This is a genomic window from Paenibacillus chibensis, assembly GCF_004001045.1.
Taxonomy (GTDB): domain Bacteria; phylum Bacillota; class Bacilli; order Paenibacillales; family Paenibacillaceae; genus Paenibacillus_AQ; species Paenibacillus_AQ chibensis.
The window spans coordinates 21,491-39,695 of record NZ_BIMK01000032.1 but is presented as its reverse complement, the minus strand read 5'-3'; the positions used below and the strand labels follow the sequence as shown (position 1 = coordinate 39,695).

The window sequence follows — 18,205 nt, the reverse complement described above, 5'->3', positions numbered from 1 at the left end:
CATCTAATTAGTTGGTTCCATCATATTGCCGGAGGTGACGAGATGCAGCTAGAGAAAATTGTGAACTATCATAAAGCGCTCGCTGATCCGACACGGCTCCGGATTTTGCTGCTGCTGTCCGAAGGCGAGATGAACGGCCAGGCGCTGGCCGAGAAGCTCAATATTTCGCAGCCGACGGTCACACACCATGCAGCCAAGCTTAGGGAAGCAGCCCTGATCACGGAGCGGCGCGAGAAGAATACGGTTTATTTTGCCCAGAACCGCTATTTTATCCAGCAGCATGCGGAGGCTTCGCTTAAATTCATATTCAAGGAAGGAGGCAAAGAAATGTCAGAGCCTGAGAACGCGCAAACGAAATCAGCGGTGATCCGTAACTTCTTCGCGAAGGACGGTCGCCTGCGTCAAATTCCGGCCCAGTACAAGAAAAAGCTGATCGCGCTTGAGCATTTGGTTGAGCAGCTGGAGCCGGGACGCAAGTATTCGGAAAAGGAAATCAACGAATTCATCAAGCAGTTTCACGAGGATTTTGCGACCATCCGGAGAGAATTCATTATGCATCAGTTCATGTACAGGGAGGATGGCATTTACGAGCTTAATCCCCGCGAGCAGTGGACACATTGGGAAAACGTGAAATAAAAGGGCTTGACATCCACTTTATATTCTGGTTATGATGTCAGCATATGACAGGAAGGGAGACGATAAAATCATGAAAAACAATACATTGCTTGCATCCGTCGTTCGTTATGATGATTTATCGGTCTCCATTCATCGGCACAAGAAGGTCGCTGTGTTCTAATTTGAATACAGCTGATTTCCCATCGGCCGCGGAGACCTGATGTCTCCGCGGCTTTTGTTATGATTACGGCTGTGCATGCCGTACTTATGGCCCCGGAGCATTTGGCTTCGGGGCTTTTTCTCATCATATCAGAAAATGTAAACTACAGAGCCATGGCTTCGTGATGTTGCAAGAGAAACATCCGCTGATGGCGGTCTGTCTTCTGAGAGATTACGTCGATAGACGTTTTGCTTATGCGCATTCATCGCTAAAATTCCGTGAAAACACGTCTTTCAGGCGTTTTTCTATAGATCCATCAACAATTACAACCAAACTAGGGGGCTTTTTATTTGAACGAATTCATGCATTACGGTTGGAACACGACTTGGGAACTTGAATGGGAGAAGGAGGAGCGAAGCACGCACGCTGCCGGACGAATCATTGCCGATTTTGGACAGAAATACAGGGTGTACACCGCAAACGGTGAAATTTGGGGCGAAATGTCCGGCAAAATGAAACATGCCCTGCTGAACGGAAGCACTTATCCGGCCGTTGGCGACTGGGTCGAGCTGCAGCTGCTTGAAGGCGAGGATCGATGCATCATCCATGGCATTTTGGACCGCAAAACCTGCATCTCGAGACAAAAAGCAGGGGCTAAGTCGGCGCAGGAGCAGATTATCGCCGCCAATGTCGATATTCTCTTTCTGGTTACTTCACTGAATGATGATTACAATCCGCGCAGAATGGAGCGGTACCTGATCATGGCCTGGAACAGCGGGGTCACACCGGTCATTCTGCTGAGCAAAGCCGATCTGTGCGATGATCCGGAGGTCAAAGCCGCAGAAATGGAGCTGATCGCACCGGGTGTTCCGGTACATGCGGTGAGCGCGATCGAGAACAGGGGGAAGGAAGAGGTCACCGGTTATTTGAAAGACGGCGTCACGGTTGCCCTCACGGGCTCGTCCGGATGCGGCAAATCAACGATCGTAAACTGGCTGTCGGATTCGACGGAACAACGAACGCAGGGCATTCGCGAGGATGACAGCCGCGGACGCCATACCACCACACATCGGGAGCTGTTTCTGCTGCCGGGCGGTGGACTGATGGTCGATACGCCGGGCATGCGGGAGCTGCAGTTGTATGATGATGATGGTGGCGGCTGGGAGCAGGTTTTTTCCGATATCGAAGCGATCGGCGAAGGCTGCAGATTCGCGGATTGCCGTCACGAGAACGAAGCGGGATGCGCGGTTCTTGCCGCGCTGGAAACAGGGGAAATTGACGAGAAACGGCTGCAAAATTATCGTAAAACCCAGCGCGAGCTGCAGTTTCAGGTGAAAAAGGAAGAGCGCAGCCAGCGCAAGGTGAACCGCAAAGACCGTTCCGCCAAAGAGCCGATACGCCGTAAATCTTCATTCTGGAACAGCCGGCCGCATGATGAATAAGTAAGGGCTGCTTTGTGGCCCAAGCATTGGGATATATTGCATGTAAAGGCTTTCCTTTTAGGGTATAATTAGGCTTGCCCTACTAATATATAATAGAAGAAAGCTGCGGGAGGTGGAGTGTATGGGGTTTATTCACTTGTTGTGGGGATTTCTGTTCCTGATTGATATCCGCATTAACGGTTTTGACGTTCTGCCGGACGTGATCGGCTATGTGCTGTTCTTTCTCGGGTTCGCCAAGCTGGAAAACAAGTCAAGACATTTTCGTCTCGCCAAAAACATGTCGGTCGTCATGATCGCCATCTCCGTCATGTCGCTTCTCATATCCTGGGCATCGGTCCACTCGTGGCTCCTATATTTTATCGTCAACTTGGTGGTGTTCGTGCTGAAGGTGTATATTATTTTCCATCTGTGCTACGGCATCAGCGATATGGCGGGCCGCCGCGGGCTGCATGAATTCCAGATCAAGGCGGTTCAGCGCTGGCGATGGTTCATTGCCGTTATTGCCGCCTCGTTTATCTTGATTCTCCTTGCTCCGCTGTTGTCGATGCTGGCTATCCTGTTCGCGTTCCTCCTGATGATCGCCTCCGTCGTTATCTATGTGATGATGATGATGCTGATGTGGGAAGCGGAGCATGTTTTTCAGCGATGATACGGCGTGATTGAAAACCCTGGAAGCGGGTAAATATGTAAAACAGGAAAAATGTTCCTGAATTAACTCTTAAGGGAGAGGATCGTCATGTCCATTGATCGGTTTATATTGCGAAAACTGGACGCCTGCCCGGAAGAACATACCCGCGAAAGTCTGCTGCAGCTGTTCAGAATCCGAATCCAAAAAGCGCAAAATGCCGTGGAGTGGTATTCCTTCAAATAATAGAATGATTGCGATCAAACTAACTAAGGGAGTCTTCAGGAAAGGCTCCTTTTTTGTTGCAAAAAAAAAAATCCCTCTTAATAGAGGGACAAGGCCAGGGTGTCGTTTTCACTTTTGCTGTGCAGAATGGCTTCAGAACCTTCAATTTCAATGCTGATTAACGAATCCAAGCATTTTTTCAATGCCCTTTTGCCATACTGGATCTTATTTTCTAAGGTGCCGCTGAGCAGCTTCATTATTTTTTGGACAGATTGTTTGTTTTCGGTAGTAAAGTAGACAGGGACCAGCTTGTTTTGGAAACTAATTAACATTCTCATAGAAAATCACCTCATTCGTGTTATTCCATATATGCATTGTAAACTCCGATTATTAAAAAAACCTTAAAGAAAGCTTATAAATACTTAAATTGCACACAATTTTCACAGTTTCATAGCATGTTGCGCCTGGCCTTGGCATAAAACCGGAAAGTTGAAAGTATCGATTAGAGTTTACTTGAAAAAGGCTATTTTATCACTAAAAGGAATAAAAAAATATTGGAAATGATTCTCTGTGCCTATTTTAATTAAAATTTTAATGATTTAAAATAGTTAATTTGTCACAAATTGACATGTTTATGCACGAGTGTTACATTATCATAGAAGCGATTATATCTTATGTATCATAGATTTATAGTGGATGAGAGGTGTAAAATAGTGATTCTGACCGTGATGAAGAGCCGTCAGGAAAGAGATTGGCTTGATATAGATGTTCCGGACGATTATCCCGTCATTCAATTGAAGGAAATGCTTGGAATGCGTGTTTATGGGGAAGCGCCGCGGGCAGGTCAGCAGTATATATTAGAAGGAAAGTTTCCGGATGGCCTCTGGTTTACGATTCGCGATTCGCAGGATGTCGCCGAAGCCGGTCTTCGGGAAGGATGCCTCGTCAGGCTGCAGCGCGCGTTTTCCACGACGGATGAGGAAGCGCCTGTTTTTGGGAAAAGAAGCCTGTTTCAAGATGGTTCAACCGGGGTAATGGCCGATTAAGGGAGGAACTTTGCTGAAAAAAATGCGTACGAATACATAGAAGGTAGATAGAAAGTTTGGGGTACTAAAGGAGGAGCTGACGCATCGTGAATGTGTTGTATCAACGCTCGCCACGGATCAGACCGACGCTGAAGGAAGGCACCGTTGAAATTTTGAAGCCGCAGAACGAGCCGAACAAGCCTTCGTTTTCTCTGGTTTCGATCCTGCTTCCGGCCGTCATGACGATATTCAGTATCGGATTTTATATATATGAACTTGTCCGGGAAGATGGGCAACCCTAATTTCATTATGTTTCAAATGGTTTCCGTTATGATGATGCTGACATCTTATACGATTCCCTTTTTCGTATACCTGGGCAACAAGAAAAAGTATAAGGAACAGCTGAAGGAACGCATCCGTTTATATCATGTGGAGCTGGACAAGCATAGAGAAGAATTAAAATCAGGGCATAAGGAACAGGTGAACGTGCTTTTTGAAGTTCATGGTGATCCGGATGTCTGTTTTCATGTTGTCAAAAACCGCAGCAGCGTCCTCTGGGAACGCTCCTTTGAGGATGATGATTTTCTACATACGCGGATCGGTTCCGGACGGCTTCCTTTTTATATGGAAATCAAAACCCCGCGTCCGGATGGCTACATGAAGGATCCCTTGATCGAGGCGGCGCAGGAGCTGGCAGACGAATTTGAGACCATCGCGGACGCACCGGTTTCGCTGCCGCTGTATCAGGCGAAGGTGATCGGCATCGTGGGGGAACGCGAGATGGTCATGAATTCGCTGCGCGTCATCATGACCCAGCTGGCCGTTCGGCATTCGCCGGATGAGGTGAAGCTGGCCGCGTTTTACGAGGATAAGGACGCCGCGGATTGGGACTGGCTCCGCTGGCTTCCGCATACGTGGGATGAGCACCGGAATATGCGCTATCTGTCCGATCGCCGCAGCAGCGCGCATCAGCTCGCGGACGAGCTGTTCCAGCGGCTGATGCGCCGCAAAACCTCCCGCAGCGGGCATAAAAAGAAAACGGTGGAGCTTCCGGTTCAGTTGGTCCTATTATCGGGCAGCCAGCTGATCGAAGAAGAACCGCTGCTTCCGCTCCTGCTTGAGGAGCCTGGGGAAGTCGATGCGTGCACGATCATTTTGTCGGACCGCAAGGAAACGCTGCCCATGCAATGCCATTTAATTGTGGATGTCGGTCAGGGCGAAGGCCATTACACCTTGAAACGGGAAGACGGAGCTTTCGACCAAATGAGCTTTGTACCGGATGTACTGACACTGGAGCGGGCGGAGGCTATATCGCGTTACATGGCTCCGGTCCGGTTGAAGCGTTCTTTGGCTTCCGACATCCCGGATGTGCTGTCCTTGTTCGAAATGATGAATATAAAAACGATAGACGATCTGGACGTGAAGCAGCGCTGGAGAAGCAACCGCTACCCGGACAGCTTGCCGGTGCCGATCGGCGTGCGCGCAGGCGGCAAAAAGATCAATTTGAATATTCATGATAAAATAGAACGATCAGGCCATGGACCGCATGGTCTGATCGCCGGAACAACCGGTTCCGGAAAAAGCGAGGTTATTCAATCGATTGTGGCCTCGCTTTCCGCCGAGTTTCATCCTCATGATCTTGCATTCATGCTGATCGATTATAAAGGCGGAGGGATGTCGAATACATTCGTCGACCTGCCGCATGTCGTCGGAACCATTACCAATTTGAGCAGCAGCTTGATGGAAAGGGCCAAGGTTTCGCTGAAAGCGGAGCTGGTGAGGCGCCAAAAGCTGCTCAACGATGCCGGCAACCTGCAGCATATCGATGAGTATTATAAGCTTCTGCGACGCGAAGGAGGGGAACCTCTGCCGCATCTGGTCATTATTATCGACGAATTTGCCCAGCTCAAAAGAGATCAGCCCGAGTTCATGGATGAACTGATCAGCATTGCGGCTATAGGCCGAACGCTGGGGGTTCATTTGATCCTTGCGACTCAGAAACCGGCAGGCGTTGTTGACGATAAAATATGGAGTAACGCCCGTTTCCGGATTTGCCTGCGCGTGCAGGACGAAGGAGACAGCCGGGACATGCTCAAAATTCCTAACGCGGCTTGGATTAACAAGCCGGGCCGCGGTTATCTACAGGTCGGCAGCGACGAAATTTTTGAAGAAATGCAGTTTGCCTGGAGCGGCGCGCCCTACGTGGAGCAGACGGATTCCCCGGGAAGGATCGTCCCGACGGAAATCGCATTAAACGGAAAGCGCGAAAATCTGCTGGCTGCCAGCATGTCTGCCACGAATCTGCAAATGGAGCAGCCGCCCAAGCAGCTGCAGGTCTTCATCGACAAGCTTGCGAAGTCAGCTGAAGAAGCAGGGATTCCTCGCCTGCAAGGGCCGTGGCTGCCGCCGCTTCCGGAACGGCTCGAGCTGGATGATTTGCCTTCCCTGCCAAGGGAAATGCATGAACAGGAGCTTGAGGGCATTGTCGGCATCATCGATGATCTGCCGAACCAGAGCCAAAGACCGCTTCCGTTTTCGATACAACAGGGACACTGGGCGGTATATGGAATGCCCGGGCTTGGCAAAACGACATTGATCCAGACGCTGCTGATGTCCCTGGCCAGCCGTTATTCACCACGGCAATGGAATGGCTATATCGTTGATATGGGGCGCATGATGCGTGATTTCGCATCGCTGCCGCATATTGGCGGTGTGATGATGGCTGAGGAGGATGACCGCATCAAACGGTTGTTCCGTTTTCTGGTAAAGGCGGTATCCAGACGCAAAGAATGGTTTGCCGAGGCTGGCGTCAAGACAGCTGCAGCATATCGGCGTTCCCAGTCATCCGATCTTCCGCAAATCGTCGTCGTCATCGATGGATATTTGAATTTCCGGAATTCATTTCCGGAAGAGAACGAGATGCTGGAGTTTATATTGCGTGAAGGCGGCAATCTGGGCATGACGTTCATCATGACCTCGAACCGTATTTCGGATATTTTTGAAAAAGTACGGAGCAATATCGCAAACGCGGCGACCTTTGAGCTTGCGGACGCGGCGGATTATTATTATGCTGTTGGCAGACCCGCGAGAAATCCGGGAGCGATGCCCCCTGGCCGGGGGCTCGTGAAAGGCCACGTACCGCCGCTTGAATTCCAAGCCGCTTTACCGGCGGCCGGAGACGATGAAGCCGGCCGTTCGCTGAAGCTGCGAAACCAGATCCAGACCATTGCGCGTCTGTATCCAATGGAGCACGCGCCGAAAATCAATAAGCTGCCCGATACGATTCCGCTTCATGAGTTGATGCCTTGTATGGCAAGCTTGGGGCAGTCGTTCCACCGCAAGCTTTCCATGAAAGTTCCGGTCGGATTGTTAACAGACGACCTTGAGCCATTTGAGCTGGAATTGCAGGAAGGGCCTCATTTCATCGTCGCGAGTCCGATGGAGGGCGGCAAAACGTCATTCATGCTTGCTTGGATGCTCTCATTGGCTTATCATTACTCGCCTGAACAGCTTCATATGTATACGGTGGACGCCAGGTATGGAAGCCGGGGACTATCTCTAATTCGAGACCTGCCCCATGTGCAGGCCGGGGCAACCCGCGAAGAAGAGCTTTCAGCGCTGATTGCCGACGTGTATGAACAGGTTCAGCGCCGCGGCAGTGAAGAGCCGGAAGGCCCTGCGCTACTGCTGGCAATTGATGATGCTGATATTCTTGCTAAACAGTTAAATGATTTTACGATAAAGGAACAGCTCAGCTCCATCGTCCGTCTGGGACGGGACCGGAATGTTCACGTCCTGCTCTCGGGCGTTCCCGCGGATTTTCCGACCTTCGGGGTGGATTGGTTTAATGATGTGAAATCCTGTCAAAGCGGATTTTTGTTCGGGACTTTAGACCCTAATGATTTATCGTTCTTTCGGATTCCTTTTTCGGAATCGAATAATGCCCCTGGTAGCTTGAAAATTCTTCCACCGGGACAGGGGTACTACATTAAGCGGAAGTTTGCCAGGGTGAAAGCTGCAATTCCGTTCGGTGGCCAATGGGACAGCAATCACTGGGTCACAGAAATTCGTGACCGATGGCATGTTGTTGTTTGAGGGGAGGTGGCTCATAATGTTGACGATTCATGCTTCCAAACAAGATACGATTACACTCGATAATAAAGAATTCTTTTTTCTGGCTGGAATATTAGGTTCCGACCGTCTGTTGGGCATTGAGGATCCTTTTCAAGGATATTTGGCGGAGGAAATTGCCGAAGAATGGGATGTTGTCAAAGCTTCTCTTCTTGACAAGGGATATCTCATAGAGGAAGACAACGGGGTCGAACTGGCCATGCCTCCCAAAGTATTTTCAAGGGTGGCCATTGCGGGTTTGGCGGAACGCTCCTGCTGGTTAAGTTATAAACGTAACAACGAAACGTTCGAAGGGTACCTGCACGTAACGAATGAGCGTGTCGTCCAGGTATGTAAATCAGACAACGATTGCCAATATAAGCTGGACGAATTGGGAACCGTGGACGAGGCATGCTGCAGGCTGGTGGATGAAATGGATCTAAAGGACTATGCTCCCGCCGATACTCCGGCTCTGCTGCTTTCCAAGAAGAAATTCGGGGAAATATACGGCCGCGCGGTGAATCTTTCGCTTGAGGACTTAAGCGATGAGCTGGCCGCAGCGACCAGCGACGTGGAAGGCTCCATCGCGCTGGCACGCTGCATGAAGTTCCGGACAGCGGAAGGCGAAATGCACTTATCTACATGGAATGGAAGCAGCTGGGAAACGCAGAACGCGGCATTTGTGGTGAATGAGTCCATGAATTGGCTTGTCCGCATGAGCACGAGCGGGGATCAGGATTGGCTGACCGCCAGTCCTGCCAGTAAACAACAATTTCAAGAGATGCTGCTTCTATGGCTGAAGCAGTCTGCGTAAATCAGATGGAAGGTGATGGTCCGTGCGTATTGCTGTTGAACCGGAAGCACTCCGGGCATTAAGTCGTCAGTTGGAGCAGAGCAGCGAGCAAATCCGCCAAATTACTGCTTCTTTAAATCAGGCTTTAGGATCGTTAATGTGGGAATCTTCTATCCGGCAATCTCTCTTGAATCAGTGGCAGGCAGCCAACCAGCAAGGAGAGCAGATTTATACCCTGCTTAACGAAATGGGAAGAAACCTGCAAAACAAAGCAGGGCAGTTTCAAACCGCGGACCAGCAGCAGCATTCGTTTCTCGGGTCGGCGAGCTTCTATAACTCTCCGGTGGCCAGTTTTCGCGCGGCGGGCATGCAGGGCGGGAACTCGATCCTTCCGGACTATGGCGGTCGCAGCTTCCCTATCTCGAATCCCTCATCTGCCGTGATGGCGGTACAGGAACAAAGCGACGCCGAGCATGGTGTTGACGTCGGTTGGGGCTATCAGGGGCCAACGACGGCGGGTTGGGCATCCCTTGGGTACGGTGCGCTGATGCTTGGCACGATGGTCAAAAGCGGCTTTAACGTCAATATGAGAAATAATGGTTCCGTCGCGACGATCAAGGGCGCGCGCTCTTCGTTTGCGCTCAATGAAGGAATCAAAGGGACGCGTTACACTTTGAACAATGCGGCGAAGAATCCGCAGGTCTGGAAATTCGTTGATCCGAAAATCGCTGCCAAGGAGTCCCTATCCATTAAAGGCATTGGCGGGAAGCTTGGTTATGCCGGACTCTTGTTTGATACCGGAGTTTCCGGTTTTCAGGATTACAAGCGCGGAGGCGCGAGCCGTGCAGCCGCAAGCGTATTGGTAAACGGAAGCCTGGGTCTTGGGACGATGGCAAGCAGTGCGGCGATCGGAGCCGCCGTCGGTTCCGCGGTGCCTGTTGCCGGAACGGCAGTAGGTGCGGTGGTAGGCCTTGCGTCAGGTGTCGTGATTTCTGCAGTAACGGATATTGAAATAAACGGGAAATCGTTGAAAACCTATGCAGTGGACGGGGTGGATGCGGTAATCGACGGAACGGTCGAGGGAGCTAAGGCGGCGGCGGACGGTATCGGTCATGCGGCAGCGGAAACCTATCATGCCGTTTCTGATTCGGTGAAAGCTGTTTCCCACGGCGCGAGCGAGCTGGCGGAACAGGTGAAAAATAAAATCGGCAGGCTGGGCAGGATGTTTGCCTGAAGTGAAGGAGTGAGGAGACGGTGAGCAGCGGGGTTCCTCAGCATAAACAAAGCACTATCGATGATTTCAGCGGTGTTTATCCGCTGCGATTGATACGCTCCCAGAGCATCAGTCTGCTTATACTTCCTAATCTGCTGCTGCTCATTTTGGCCGTTGCGGATCCTTTCGTTCCTATTTGGGCCTGGATCCTGCTTGTGCCGCTTGGCGTAATCGATATTCTGGGATTGATCATCCTGATTTCCCCCCAAAAAATGCAGACGTTCCATTTGTTTTTTTTGGGCGTGCTGGGCATATTGGGGTCGGCAGCCTTCACGGCTGCTGCAAACAAGCTTGCTTACGCAACTCTTGGCATGACGTCGCCATGGTTTATGCTGCTGACCGGAGCCGGCTATGTGATCGTGTTCGGTCTGCTGTACGCGATTCATATAAAGCTGCTGCGCAGCGGTTATTACAACCGAGAAGATCATGACACAGCTGCCGCAGAGGGCGGAGGTTTGAGAAAATCACAGGGCTTGATTCTGGCCTGCTCCGGAGCCGGAGTGTTGATCGGGAGCCTGCTGATCAAGACCTTTGGGGGATACAACATCAAGATCATGCTGATCATTATGCTTCTTTTGCTGTTTGCCCTGGCCTATATGATGCTTGCCGGCAACCTTCATAAGTACATTTTGCAGAAGCGAAAAGCTTATGGGTCACATAAGCCTGAAAGCATGAACGATCAAGTTTAGGTTCATGTTTGCCGAGGATGGTAGAATCCCGGTTGACGCGTACATATTTGTCAATAGAGAGGATGGTTGAACAAACGATGGAGGAACGGGAACACGCGAAAATATTGCTTCCGCTCGGATCGGTAGTTCTGCTGAAGGGCGCTCAGAAAAAGTTGATGATTTACGGGCGCAAGCAGATCCAAATGGAGAGCAACACCTTGTATGATTATTTGGGTGTTGTCTACCCGGAGGGATACATCGACCCTAACTATACTTTTTTGTTCAATCATGAGGATATCGACAAAATCGAATTCACTGGGTTTTCCAATGATGAGGAAGAAAGATTCCACAAGCTGTTGGAAAATGTTTCAATTGGATAGGATGCGGGTATAAAGGATCAGGACTAGCGACTTTTGAAGGAATTGGCAAATTATAGTATAGTCTACATCGAAATGATAGAAAACTATCGAACTTTGAAGGAGGCACATAATGGCAGGACGTATATTAATTACCCCCGAGCAGGTCGATCAGGTAGCGAATCAGTTTAAGCAAAGCGGCGAGCAAAGCCAGCAAATCGTCAGCAGCTTGACCCAAGCGATTCACGGTATGGAAGGACAATGGGAAGGGATGACCAAGCAGCGTTTCTTCCAGGAGTTTCAAGAGGCAGGCAAGCAGATGCAATCTTTCGTGCAAATCTTGAACAGCATCAGCCAGGAGCTGACAGCAATTGCCCAAAAATTCCGCACCGTCGACGAAACCCGTTAAGTGTTACTTTCATAGCATCATAGGGTATCGGGGTTTGGAACGAATCCTTATATACGCAAAGAAACCGGGTGTTCGTGAACTCCCGGTTTTCTTGCAGTCTATATTGTTTTTGGATAAAGAGAGGGGATATCTATGACTTTTCAGCCTAATCCGGGTGAACGGATCCGCATCAACGGGAAGGCTTATACGGTAGGGCAGCATCCTGCCGCACCGGGTTTAGCATACGCCCAAGCCGGCAGGCAGGGAATCGTTTACCAGCTGATCCCTGTTGAGGGTAGTCCGCATGAAGCGAAGGCTTTAAAGGTATTTTTTCCTAAATTCCGCATTCCGGCGATGGTCTATCAATCTGAAATGATGGAGATTTACAGTGAAAGCCCGGGCTTGCAGGTCTGCAAACGAGACGTGCTCACTCCCGAAAGAAACGGAGATATCATTGCTGAACATCCGGACTTGCTCTATGCCGTATTGATGCCATGGGTTCATGGCGTAACCTGGTTTGACATGATTGCCGACCAGCGGCAGCTCAAACGCACCGATAGCCTTTCGCTCGCCAAGGCACTGGCTGGCATCGGCTCCGGGATGGAGCAGCGGGGTCTTGCCCATTGCGACTTATCCGCTCCGAACGTAATGCTTCCGTTTTTTTCTGAAGTCGATTTACCGGAGAAGAGCTCGGCTGTGGAATTGGTTGACGTCGAGCAGATATACAGCCCGAAAATGGACCGCCCTGACGTGCTGCTGACCGGTTCGCCGGGATATGCGGCCCATCGCACGGTGCAAAGCGGTTTGTGGAGCCCGTATTCTGACCGTTTTGCCGGAGCCATTATTCTTGCCGAAATGCTCGGCTGGTGTGATCCTCAAGTTGTAGGCAAGGCATGGGGAGAAAGCTATTTCGATCAGCCTGAAATGCAGAATCCATGTGAACGGTATTTTGTGCTGAAAAAATCGCTTGAGCATCACTGGGGAAGCAGGATTGCCGATCTGTTCGGACGAGCCTGGGAAAGCCAGGATGTCAGCAGCTGTCCGACCTTCGGCGAATGGCTCGTCACCTTATCCTCGATCAATGAGGAACAGCTGCTGCAGCGTGAAATCGAGGTTGCCGCGGCAGCGGTTAAGGGAGAAAGCGAAGGCGCAGATATGTTAGCTCTGCAGACGGATGCATCCGAGGCTGCCAAGGCGGCTGCCGATGCAAAGGAGAAGCCTGCAGCAACGGATACCGGACCGGGTACGAAAGGCCAGGATAACGGTGTCGTTAACCGTCTGTTTTTACAGGCCAGAGAAATGGAACAAAAAGGGGATGTCAAGGGAGCGCTTGAAGTGTACCGCTCCGCCCATCATTTCGTTCCGGCGGGTTCGCCGATGCAGGTCGAGCTGGAAGCGGCCATTCGAGGGCTTGAAGACGAATTAAACCCTCAGCCTCAGGAAGAGGAGACGGGTAAAATTCCGTTGTACCGGAACCGCAAGTGGATGGCCATCGGAATCGCCGCTCTGATTCTGATCGGAGGCTCCGGAATCACCGTGAATCAGATTTTGGCCGACCGTTCGGAAAGCCGCCAGAAGGAGGCTGTGGCGAGCGAAGCGATTGCCAAACAGCAGGAGGAAGCCAAGCTTGCCGAGCTGCAGAAGTCCGAGCAAGACAAGCAAAAACAGGCGGAAGAGGAACGGAAGCGCAAGCAGGATGAGGAAGCGGCCAAGCTGGCCAAGCAAAAGGCGGAAAAGCAGAAGCTGCAGGAACAGTATGACAAACAGGCGAAATATGAGGCTTATCTTGCGCAGCAGAAGCTGGCACAGCAGGCGAAGGAAGAAGAGAAGAAACGGTTGCAGGAACAGTATGACAAACAGGCCAAATATGAAGTCTATCAAAAGCAGCTGAAGCAGCAGCAGGCGAAGGAAGAAGCCGCCCGCAAAGCAGCCGCGGCCAAAGCAAAGGCGCTTCAGCAGAAACGCTCGCAGCAAGTGGTACAGCTGATTGCTCACTATAACCAGGCGTACAATGCCCAGAAGGGCGGGAATACATCCAAAGCCCGGGAATATGCGACGAGTTTTGCCCGCCTCTATGAGCAGGACGCCGCATATTTCAAATCCGTTGGGAAAACAAGTACCCGCGCCAACGGCATCTACAAGTTCCTAGCCAACGCGGGTTACCAGCTGCCTAACGTTTAACCGCGATTTATTCATGAAAAGGGGAGTCAGACAAAGAGATGAATTATACCATTCAAGCTTCCCAGCGCACGCCCGCGCTTATTATTTATTTGATCGATATCAGCGCATCCATGAATATGCTGATGGAGAATACACGCCGCATCGACATTGTATACGAAGCGTTATCGCTGGCGATTCGCCAAATGGTGTTCCGTTCCACCAAAGGCAACCGACTTACGCCGCGATACCGGATAGCCATTCTGGCCTACAGCGACGATGTGTATGATCTGCTCAACGGAATTAAGGGGATCGATGAAATCGCGGCTGTCGGAACGCTGCCGGATCTCACCCCGAAGCGTTTTTCAGATTCGGCGAAAGCTTTCCTGCAGGCCGAACGTATTCTGCAGTCCGAGCTGCCTCACATGCAGGATTGCCCTGCCCCGTTGGTCTGCCACATGACCGACGGAGTCGCGACCGGAGATGACCCGGAGCCGATCGCGAAACGGATCATGAGCATGAGTGTGCCGGATGGAAATGTGCTGGTTGAGAACATTTTCATTTCCGATCATATGCTGGACCAGCCTATTCTGCAGCCGCGCCGGTGGAAGGGGATCCTTCCGGAAACCGAGCTGCAGGACGAGCATGCGGCGAAGCTGCGCAATATGTCCTCGCCACTTCCGGAAAGCTACCGGGAAATGCTGGCCGAGGCTGATTACCTGTTGTCTCCCGGAGCATTAATGATGCTTCCGGGAAGCTGTTCGGAGCTCGTATCCATCGGATTCCAGATGTCGGCGGCAACGCCAGTCAGAGCGTAGGAAGGGGTAATCTATGAAAACCAATACGGCTGCAGCCCAGGATGTGTTTTCGTTTGTCAGTTCCCAATCTGCCGAGCAAAGGCTTTCGACTTATCATGGACGCTTCGCGTGCAGATATGCTTACGGACGTGCTATGGATAGCTTGATCCAGGGGGAAAAAGGACAGGATTTTGTTGGTGTTCATATCGAGGGAGATTCCTGCAATTTTGTTCTCTGCGACGGGGTTGGTCAGAGCTATCAAGGTGATTTCGCGGCAAGATTTTTAGGCAACACCCTGCTGGACTGGTTAAGCACGACCCGCGAATGGTCTTCGGCCGCGTTTACGGGATTCATGAAGGACATTACCGGCGCGGCTTCGGAGCAGCTGAAGCAGCTCACCCCTCCGGGAGAAGTACCCTCGCTGCTGCGTGAGGTGCTGGAGGATAAACAGCGGCTCGGCAGCCAGACCATGTATATTTGCGGGCGGATCGAACTCCCGTCGGCCAAGAAAAAGCATGGCAGGATCTGGATGGCCTGGCAGGGTGATTCCCGCTTGCGTTTTTGGAAAAACGATATGGAGATCAGCGAGCATTTTCATGCCACGATGCTTACAAGCGAGCGCTGGTCCACGTTAACCGGGCCGGTTGGAGGCTCGCCGCATGTGTATCAGACGCGGCTGGAATACGGCGTGCCGGCGCGTCTGCAGCTGTACACCGACGGCTTGGACGATTTGGATGCGATCCGCCAGCTGCTGCCGGATGAACAAATCCAGGTGCTGCTCGACGCCCCGCATACAGGCGGATTGCAGGATGACGCCGCATTTTTAGAGCTGCAGTGGTAAATAAATCCATACATTCGCATCTTCTTAAATAAAGAGGTCTGAAAAATGTTGTCCTTCTCCTGATTAAGCTGCTCCTCTTTTTGGGTAATCTTGTGACAGATGAAACATAATAGAACCAGGAACCCAAAGGAGAGATAAGAATGAGCCAGGAGCAGGTTAATAAACTGCGTTTTACAGGAAAGACAGCGATTGTGACGGGAGCCGGTTCCGGCATTGGAAAAGCGGCTGCCATTAAAATGGCGACAGAGGGAGCCAATGTGGCCTTGTTCGATTTGCTGAATGACCGCACCGCCCAGACCGAAGCGGAAATCAACGCCATCCGGCCCGGCGCCGCCCGCGCATTTGACGTGGACACCTCGGATGCCGCCCGGGTGGAAAAAGCGGTGCTCGAAACGGTGGAGCTGTTCGGAACGGTCGATGTCGTATTTGCGAATGCGGGAATCAACGGCGTGCTTTCCCCGATTGAGGACATGAAGCTGGAAGACTGGCAGCATACGTTGAACGTTAACCTGAACGGTACGTTTTTGACGGTGAAATACGCGATCCCACACCTGAAAAAGCAGGGCGGCAGCGTCATCATTACGAGCTCCATCAACGGTAACCGGACGTTCTCGAATTTCGGCATGTCGGCATACAGCACCTCGAAGGCAGGACAAGTGGCTTTTGCGAAAATGGCGGCGCTGGAGCTGGCGAAGTTCAAGATCCGCGTCAACGTCATCTGTCCGGGGTCTATTTCCACCAACATCGATCAGAGCACCGAGAAGACGGATAAGCTGAAGGAGATTATTATCCCGGTACAATTTCCCGAAGGCAGTCAGCCGCTGGCGGATGGACCGGGAGATCCGGGGAATGTGGCGGATTTGGTGGCATTCCTGGGGTCGGATGAGTCCTGCCATATTACAGGGGCACAGATCATCATCGACGGAGCGGAATCCCTGCTCTGCTAAAAGAAGCGAACGGGTTCATAGAAAGCCGTTTCCGCAGAAGCGGGGGCGGCTTTTTCCATTTGGTTTCAGTATCAATATCGAAGACGGAGCAGCCTGGTATCGCATGAACACAGCCAATACGCAGCATGTCTTCCGGGAAAGTAAGCCGATCGGAGGAGGTATTTCCGGTTTGACATCCCCTTTTGTCCATGATTACATAGTAAGAAGAATACCTTATTCAAAAGGGAGGCTGCCCGCACATGAGCATCATGTCTTGGCTGGCGGAGCAAAGAATTCATCAGGCCATGGAGCAAGGGGATTTCAAGGACTTGGCCGGCAAAGGAAAGCCGCTGGAGCTGGAGGATGTGTCCCATATTCCGGAGGACCTGCGGATGTCATATAAAATCATGAAAAATGCCGGGCTGATTCCGGAGGAAATGCAGCTGCAGGGGGAACTCATCAAGCTGCGGAACCTGATTCATCTATGCGAGAACGCCGGCGAAAAGGAAAAGCTGACCCGCACGCTTACCGAGAAAAAGCTGCGCTTTCAAATGCTGATGGAGCAGAGAGGACTCAGCGGCAGCACGGCATTTTTGCAATACGAAGAAAAGCTGCGCGACCGGCTTCAGGATTCGTAATCCAAAGACTTCATGACGGATAAACAGGAAATCAAAAACCTCTATCGTTACCTTTCGTAAGGTAGGGATAGAGGTTTTTCGTCCTGATATGATTCGAATCAAAAATTAATGGCCATGCAACCCGTGAAGCTTCTCGTCCGTGATGAGGATGGGCTTGGTCGGAAGCTTGTCCATGTTAAAAAGCGGTATGCACTCCTCAGGCTTCAAAGGCTCAGGGTGCTCGGTCAGCCCGGCAACCCACATCAGCCAGCCGACGATCCGTTCCGGCGCGGTGCCCGCTTCGCGCAGCGCCGCAAGGCTGGTACCGCCGTGCCGTTTGGCCAGCCGCTTGCCGTCCGGGCCCATAAATAGCGGTACATGGGCAAAGGCTGGAGCATGCATGTCCAGCGCTTTGTACAGCATGAGCTGTCTCGGTACAGAATCCAGCAGGTCCATCCCCCGCAGAACATGCGAAATACGCATCATATCATCGTCCACGACGACGGCGAGCTGGTAAGAAAACATGCCGTCCGCCCTGCGTACGATGAAATCCCCTCCGCCCGCAGCATCGCATTCCTGGCGGCCGGCGATTCCGTCTTGAAAGACCAGGGCTTGGTGCTCCGCTTTGAATCTCAAGGAGGGCTGTTTGGCCCGCTTTTTTAATGCGATATCATCTGCCGTCAGTTGGCGGCAGGTGCCCGGATAAGCGGGGCCTTCCGAAGACAAGCCATGCGGCGCGCTTGCGGCTGCCAGCAGATCGGCCCGGCTGCAAAAGCAGGGATACAGGTATCCTTGCCGTTCGAGCTGTTTCAAGGCATGTTCATAATAATTGAGCCGCTTGCTTTGGGTATATGGACCATATGGGCCCCCGACATCCGGACCTTCATCCCAGTCCAGACCGAGCCAGTACAAATCGTCGATGATTTGGCGCGCGAGATGCGGCCGCGACCGCTGGATGTCGATATCTTCCATCCGCAGCACGAACGTTCCGCCCAGACTGCGGATCTGAAGCCAGGAGAGCAGAGCCGCCCAGGCGTTGCCGATATGCAGCTCGCCGGAAGGTGTAGGTGCAAATCTGCCTCGCACCGGTAATGGGTCCTGACTCACGTAATTCCCCTCCTTAGTACAGCTTCGATCATTTTATAGCAAATCGGCGTGGATATCCAGTCGTCCGGGGCTCTATAATG

At 51.7% G+C, this 18,205-nt stretch carries 17 protein-coding genes and 1 pseudogene; 16 read left to right on the top strand and 2 right to left on the bottom strand.

The features are described 5' to 3' along the window. Positions 1 to 42 precede the first annotated feature (42 nt). The 4 genes from PCH05_RS21195 (at position 43) to PCH05_RS27945 (ending at position 3,088) form a co-directional block, all read left to right on the top strand. Entirely contained in the window at positions 43 to 636 is a 594-nt protein-coding gene (locus PCH05_RS21195) for a DUF2087 domain-containing protein (RefSeq protein WP_127605610.1), read from the top strand. A gap of 489 nt (positions 637 to 1,125) precedes the next feature. Further along, positions 1,126 to 2,217 (top strand): ribosome small subunit-dependent GTPase A, encoded by a 1,092-nt coding sequence (gene rsgA / locus PCH05_RS21190; RefSeq protein WP_246049840.1) that lies wholly within the window; start codon positions 1,126 to 1,128, stop codon positions 2,215 to 2,217. A gap of 121 nt (positions 2,218 to 2,338) precedes the next feature. Next, entirely contained in the window at positions 2,339 to 2,866 is a 528-nt protein-coding gene (locus PCH05_RS21185) for a hypothetical protein (RefSeq protein ID WP_127605608.1), read from the top strand. Between the two features lie 87 nt (positions 2,867 to 2,953). Further along, entirely contained in the window at positions 2,954 to 3,088 is a 135-nt protein-coding gene (locus PCH05_RS27945; protein WP_281278786.1) for a hypothetical protein, read from the top strand. A 77-nt stretch (positions 3,089 to 3,165) separates the two neighbouring features. On the opposite strand, the gene PCH05_RS21180 is transcribed toward PCH05_RS27945, so the two are convergent. Beyond that, complete coding sequence (locus tag PCH05_RS21180; protein ID WP_127605606.1) at positions 3,166 to 3,405, bottom strand: hypothetical protein; 240 nt, start codon at positions 3,403 to 3,405, stop codon at positions 3,166 to 3,168. A 375-nt stretch (positions 3,406 to 3,780) separates the two neighbouring features. Between PCH05_RS21180 and PCH05_RS21175 the strand changes: the two genes are divergently transcribed. The 12 genes and pseudogenes from PCH05_RS21175 to PCH05_RS21120 all read left to right on the top strand — a co-directional run bounded on the left by PCH05_RS21175 (position 3,781) and on the right by PCH05_RS21120 (position 17,039). Beyond that, positions 3,781 to 4,113 (top strand): hypothetical protein, encoded by a 333-nt coding sequence (locus PCH05_RS21175; protein WP_127605604.1) that lies wholly within the window; start codon positions 3,781 to 3,783, stop codon positions 4,111 to 4,113. Positions 4,114 to 4,199: 86 nt separating this feature from the next. Beyond that, positions 4,200 to 8,187: pseudogene (essC, locus tag PCH05_RS21170) on the top strand (type VII secretion protein EssC). Positions 8,188 to 8,203: 16 nt separating this feature from the next. Next, on the top strand, positions 8,204 to 9,016 hold the full coding sequence (locus PCH05_RS21165) for a hypothetical protein (protein ID WP_127605602.1): 813 nt from the start codon (positions 8,204 to 8,206) through the stop codon (positions 9,014 to 9,016). Positions 9,017 to 9,038: 22 nt separating this feature from the next. After that, positions 9,039 to 10,229 carry a WXG100 family type VII secretion target gene (locus PCH05_RS21160; RefSeq protein ID WP_127605600.1) on the top strand — a complete coding sequence of 397 codons (1,191 nt, stop codon included), beginning with the start codon at positions 9,039 to 9,041 and terminating at the stop codon, positions 10,227 to 10,229. 20 nt (positions 10,230 to 10,249) lie between these two features. Continuing rightward, positions 10,250 to 10,957 carry a hypothetical protein gene (locus PCH05_RS21155; RefSeq protein WP_127605598.1) on the top strand — a complete coding sequence of 236 codons (708 nt, stop codon included), beginning with the start codon at positions 10,250 to 10,252 and terminating at the stop codon, positions 10,955 to 10,957. A gap of 77 nt (positions 10,958 to 11,034) precedes the next feature. Next, positions 11,035 to 11,316: a DUF4176 domain-containing protein gene (locus PCH05_RS21150; RefSeq protein WP_127605720.1), complete on the top strand. Its 282-nt coding sequence runs from the start codon at positions 11,035 to 11,037 to the stop codon at positions 11,314 to 11,316. A gap of 109 nt (positions 11,317 to 11,425) precedes the next feature. Continuing rightward, positions 11,426 to 11,701 carry a WXG100 family type VII secretion target gene (locus tag PCH05_RS21145; RefSeq protein WP_127605596.1) on the top strand — a complete coding sequence of 92 codons (276 nt, stop codon included), beginning with the start codon at positions 11,426 to 11,428 and terminating at the stop codon, positions 11,699 to 11,701. Positions 11,702 to 11,833: 132 nt separating this feature from the next. After that, the gene (locus tag PCH05_RS21140) at positions 11,834 to 13,861 is read left to right on the top strand and encodes a hypothetical protein (protein ID WP_127605594.1); all 2,028 of its coding nucleotides are present in this window, start codon (positions 11,834 to 11,836) and stop codon (positions 13,859 to 13,861) included. 38 nt (positions 13,862 to 13,899) lie between these two features. Continuing rightward, positions 13,900 to 14,655, top strand: a complete 756-nt coding sequence (locus tag PCH05_RS21135; RefSeq protein WP_127605592.1) for a vWA domain-containing protein — start codon at positions 13,900 to 13,902, stop codon at positions 14,653 to 14,655. A 13-nt stretch (positions 14,656 to 14,668) separates the two neighbouring features. Next, positions 14,669 to 15,475 carry a hypothetical protein gene (locus PCH05_RS21130; protein WP_127605590.1) on the top strand — a complete coding sequence of 269 codons (807 nt, stop codon included), beginning with the start codon at positions 14,669 to 14,671 and terminating at the stop codon, positions 15,473 to 15,475. 140 nt (positions 15,476 to 15,615) lie between these two features. Beyond that, the gene (locus tag PCH05_RS21125; protein ID WP_127605588.1) at positions 15,616 to 16,422 is read left to right on the top strand and encodes an SDR family oxidoreductase; all 807 of its coding nucleotides are present in this window, start codon (positions 15,616 to 15,618) and stop codon (positions 16,420 to 16,422) included. 239 nt (positions 16,423 to 16,661) lie between these two features. After that, complete coding sequence (locus PCH05_RS21120) at positions 16,662 to 17,039, top strand: DnaJ family domain-containing protein (RefSeq protein WP_127605586.1); 378 nt, start codon at positions 16,662 to 16,664, stop codon at positions 17,037 to 17,039. 105 nt (positions 17,040 to 17,144) lie between these two features. Here the strand turns inward: PCH05_RS21120 and gluQRS are convergent, their stop codons facing one another. Then, on the bottom strand, positions 17,145 to 18,125 hold the full coding sequence (gene gluQRS, locus PCH05_RS21115; RefSeq protein WP_127605584.1) for a tRNA glutamyl-Q(34) synthetase GluQRS: 981 nt from the start codon (positions 18,123 to 18,125) through the stop codon (positions 17,145 to 17,147). Positions 18,126 to 18,205: the final 80 nt, after the last annotated feature.

Bases quoted from the DNA above. Each gene is read 5' to 3' on its own strand.
- PCH05_RS21195 (WP_127605610.1), top strand. From the start codon at position 43: ATGCAGCTAGAGAAAATTGTGAACTATCATAAAGCGCTCGCTGATCCG.
- PCH05_RS21185 (WP_127605608.1), top strand. From the start codon at position 2,339: ATGGGGTTTATTCACTTGTTGTGGGGATTTCTGTTCCTGATTGATATC.
- PCH05_RS27945 (WP_281278786.1), top strand. From the start codon at position 2,954: ATGTCCATTGATCGGTTTATATTGCGAAAACTGGACGCCTGCCCGGAA.
- PCH05_RS21180 (WP_127605606.1), bottom strand. From the start codon at position 3,405: ATGAGAATGTTAATTAGTTTCCAAAACAAGCTGGTCCCTGTCTACTTT.
- PCH05_RS21165 (WP_127605602.1), top strand. From the start codon at position 8,204: ATGTTGACGATTCATGCTTCCAAACAAGATACGATTACACTCGATAAT.
- PCH05_RS21150 (WP_127605720.1), top strand. From the start codon at position 11,035: ATGGAGGAACGGGAACACGCGAAAATATTGCTTCCGCTCGGATCGGTA.
- PCH05_RS21145 (WP_127605596.1), top strand. From the start codon at position 11,426: ATGGCAGGACGTATATTAATTACCCCCGAGCAGGTCGATCAGGTAGCG.
- PCH05_RS21140 (WP_127605594.1), top strand. From the start codon at position 11,834: ATGACTTTTCAGCCTAATCCGGGTGAACGGATCCGCATCAACGGGAAG.
- PCH05_RS21135 (WP_127605592.1), top strand. From the start codon at position 13,900: ATGAATTATACCATTCAAGCTTCCCAGCGCACGCCCGCGCTTATTATT.
- PCH05_RS21130 (WP_127605590.1), top strand. From the start codon at position 14,669: ATGAAAACCAATACGGCTGCAGCCCAGGATGTGTTTTCGTTTGTCAGT.
- PCH05_RS21125 (WP_127605588.1), top strand. From the start codon at position 15,616: ATGAGCCAGGAGCAGGTTAATAAACTGCGTTTTACAGGAAAGACAGCG.
- PCH05_RS21120 (WP_127605586.1), top strand. From the start codon at position 16,662: ATGAGCATCATGTCTTGGCTGGCGGAGCAAAGAATTCATCAGGCCATG.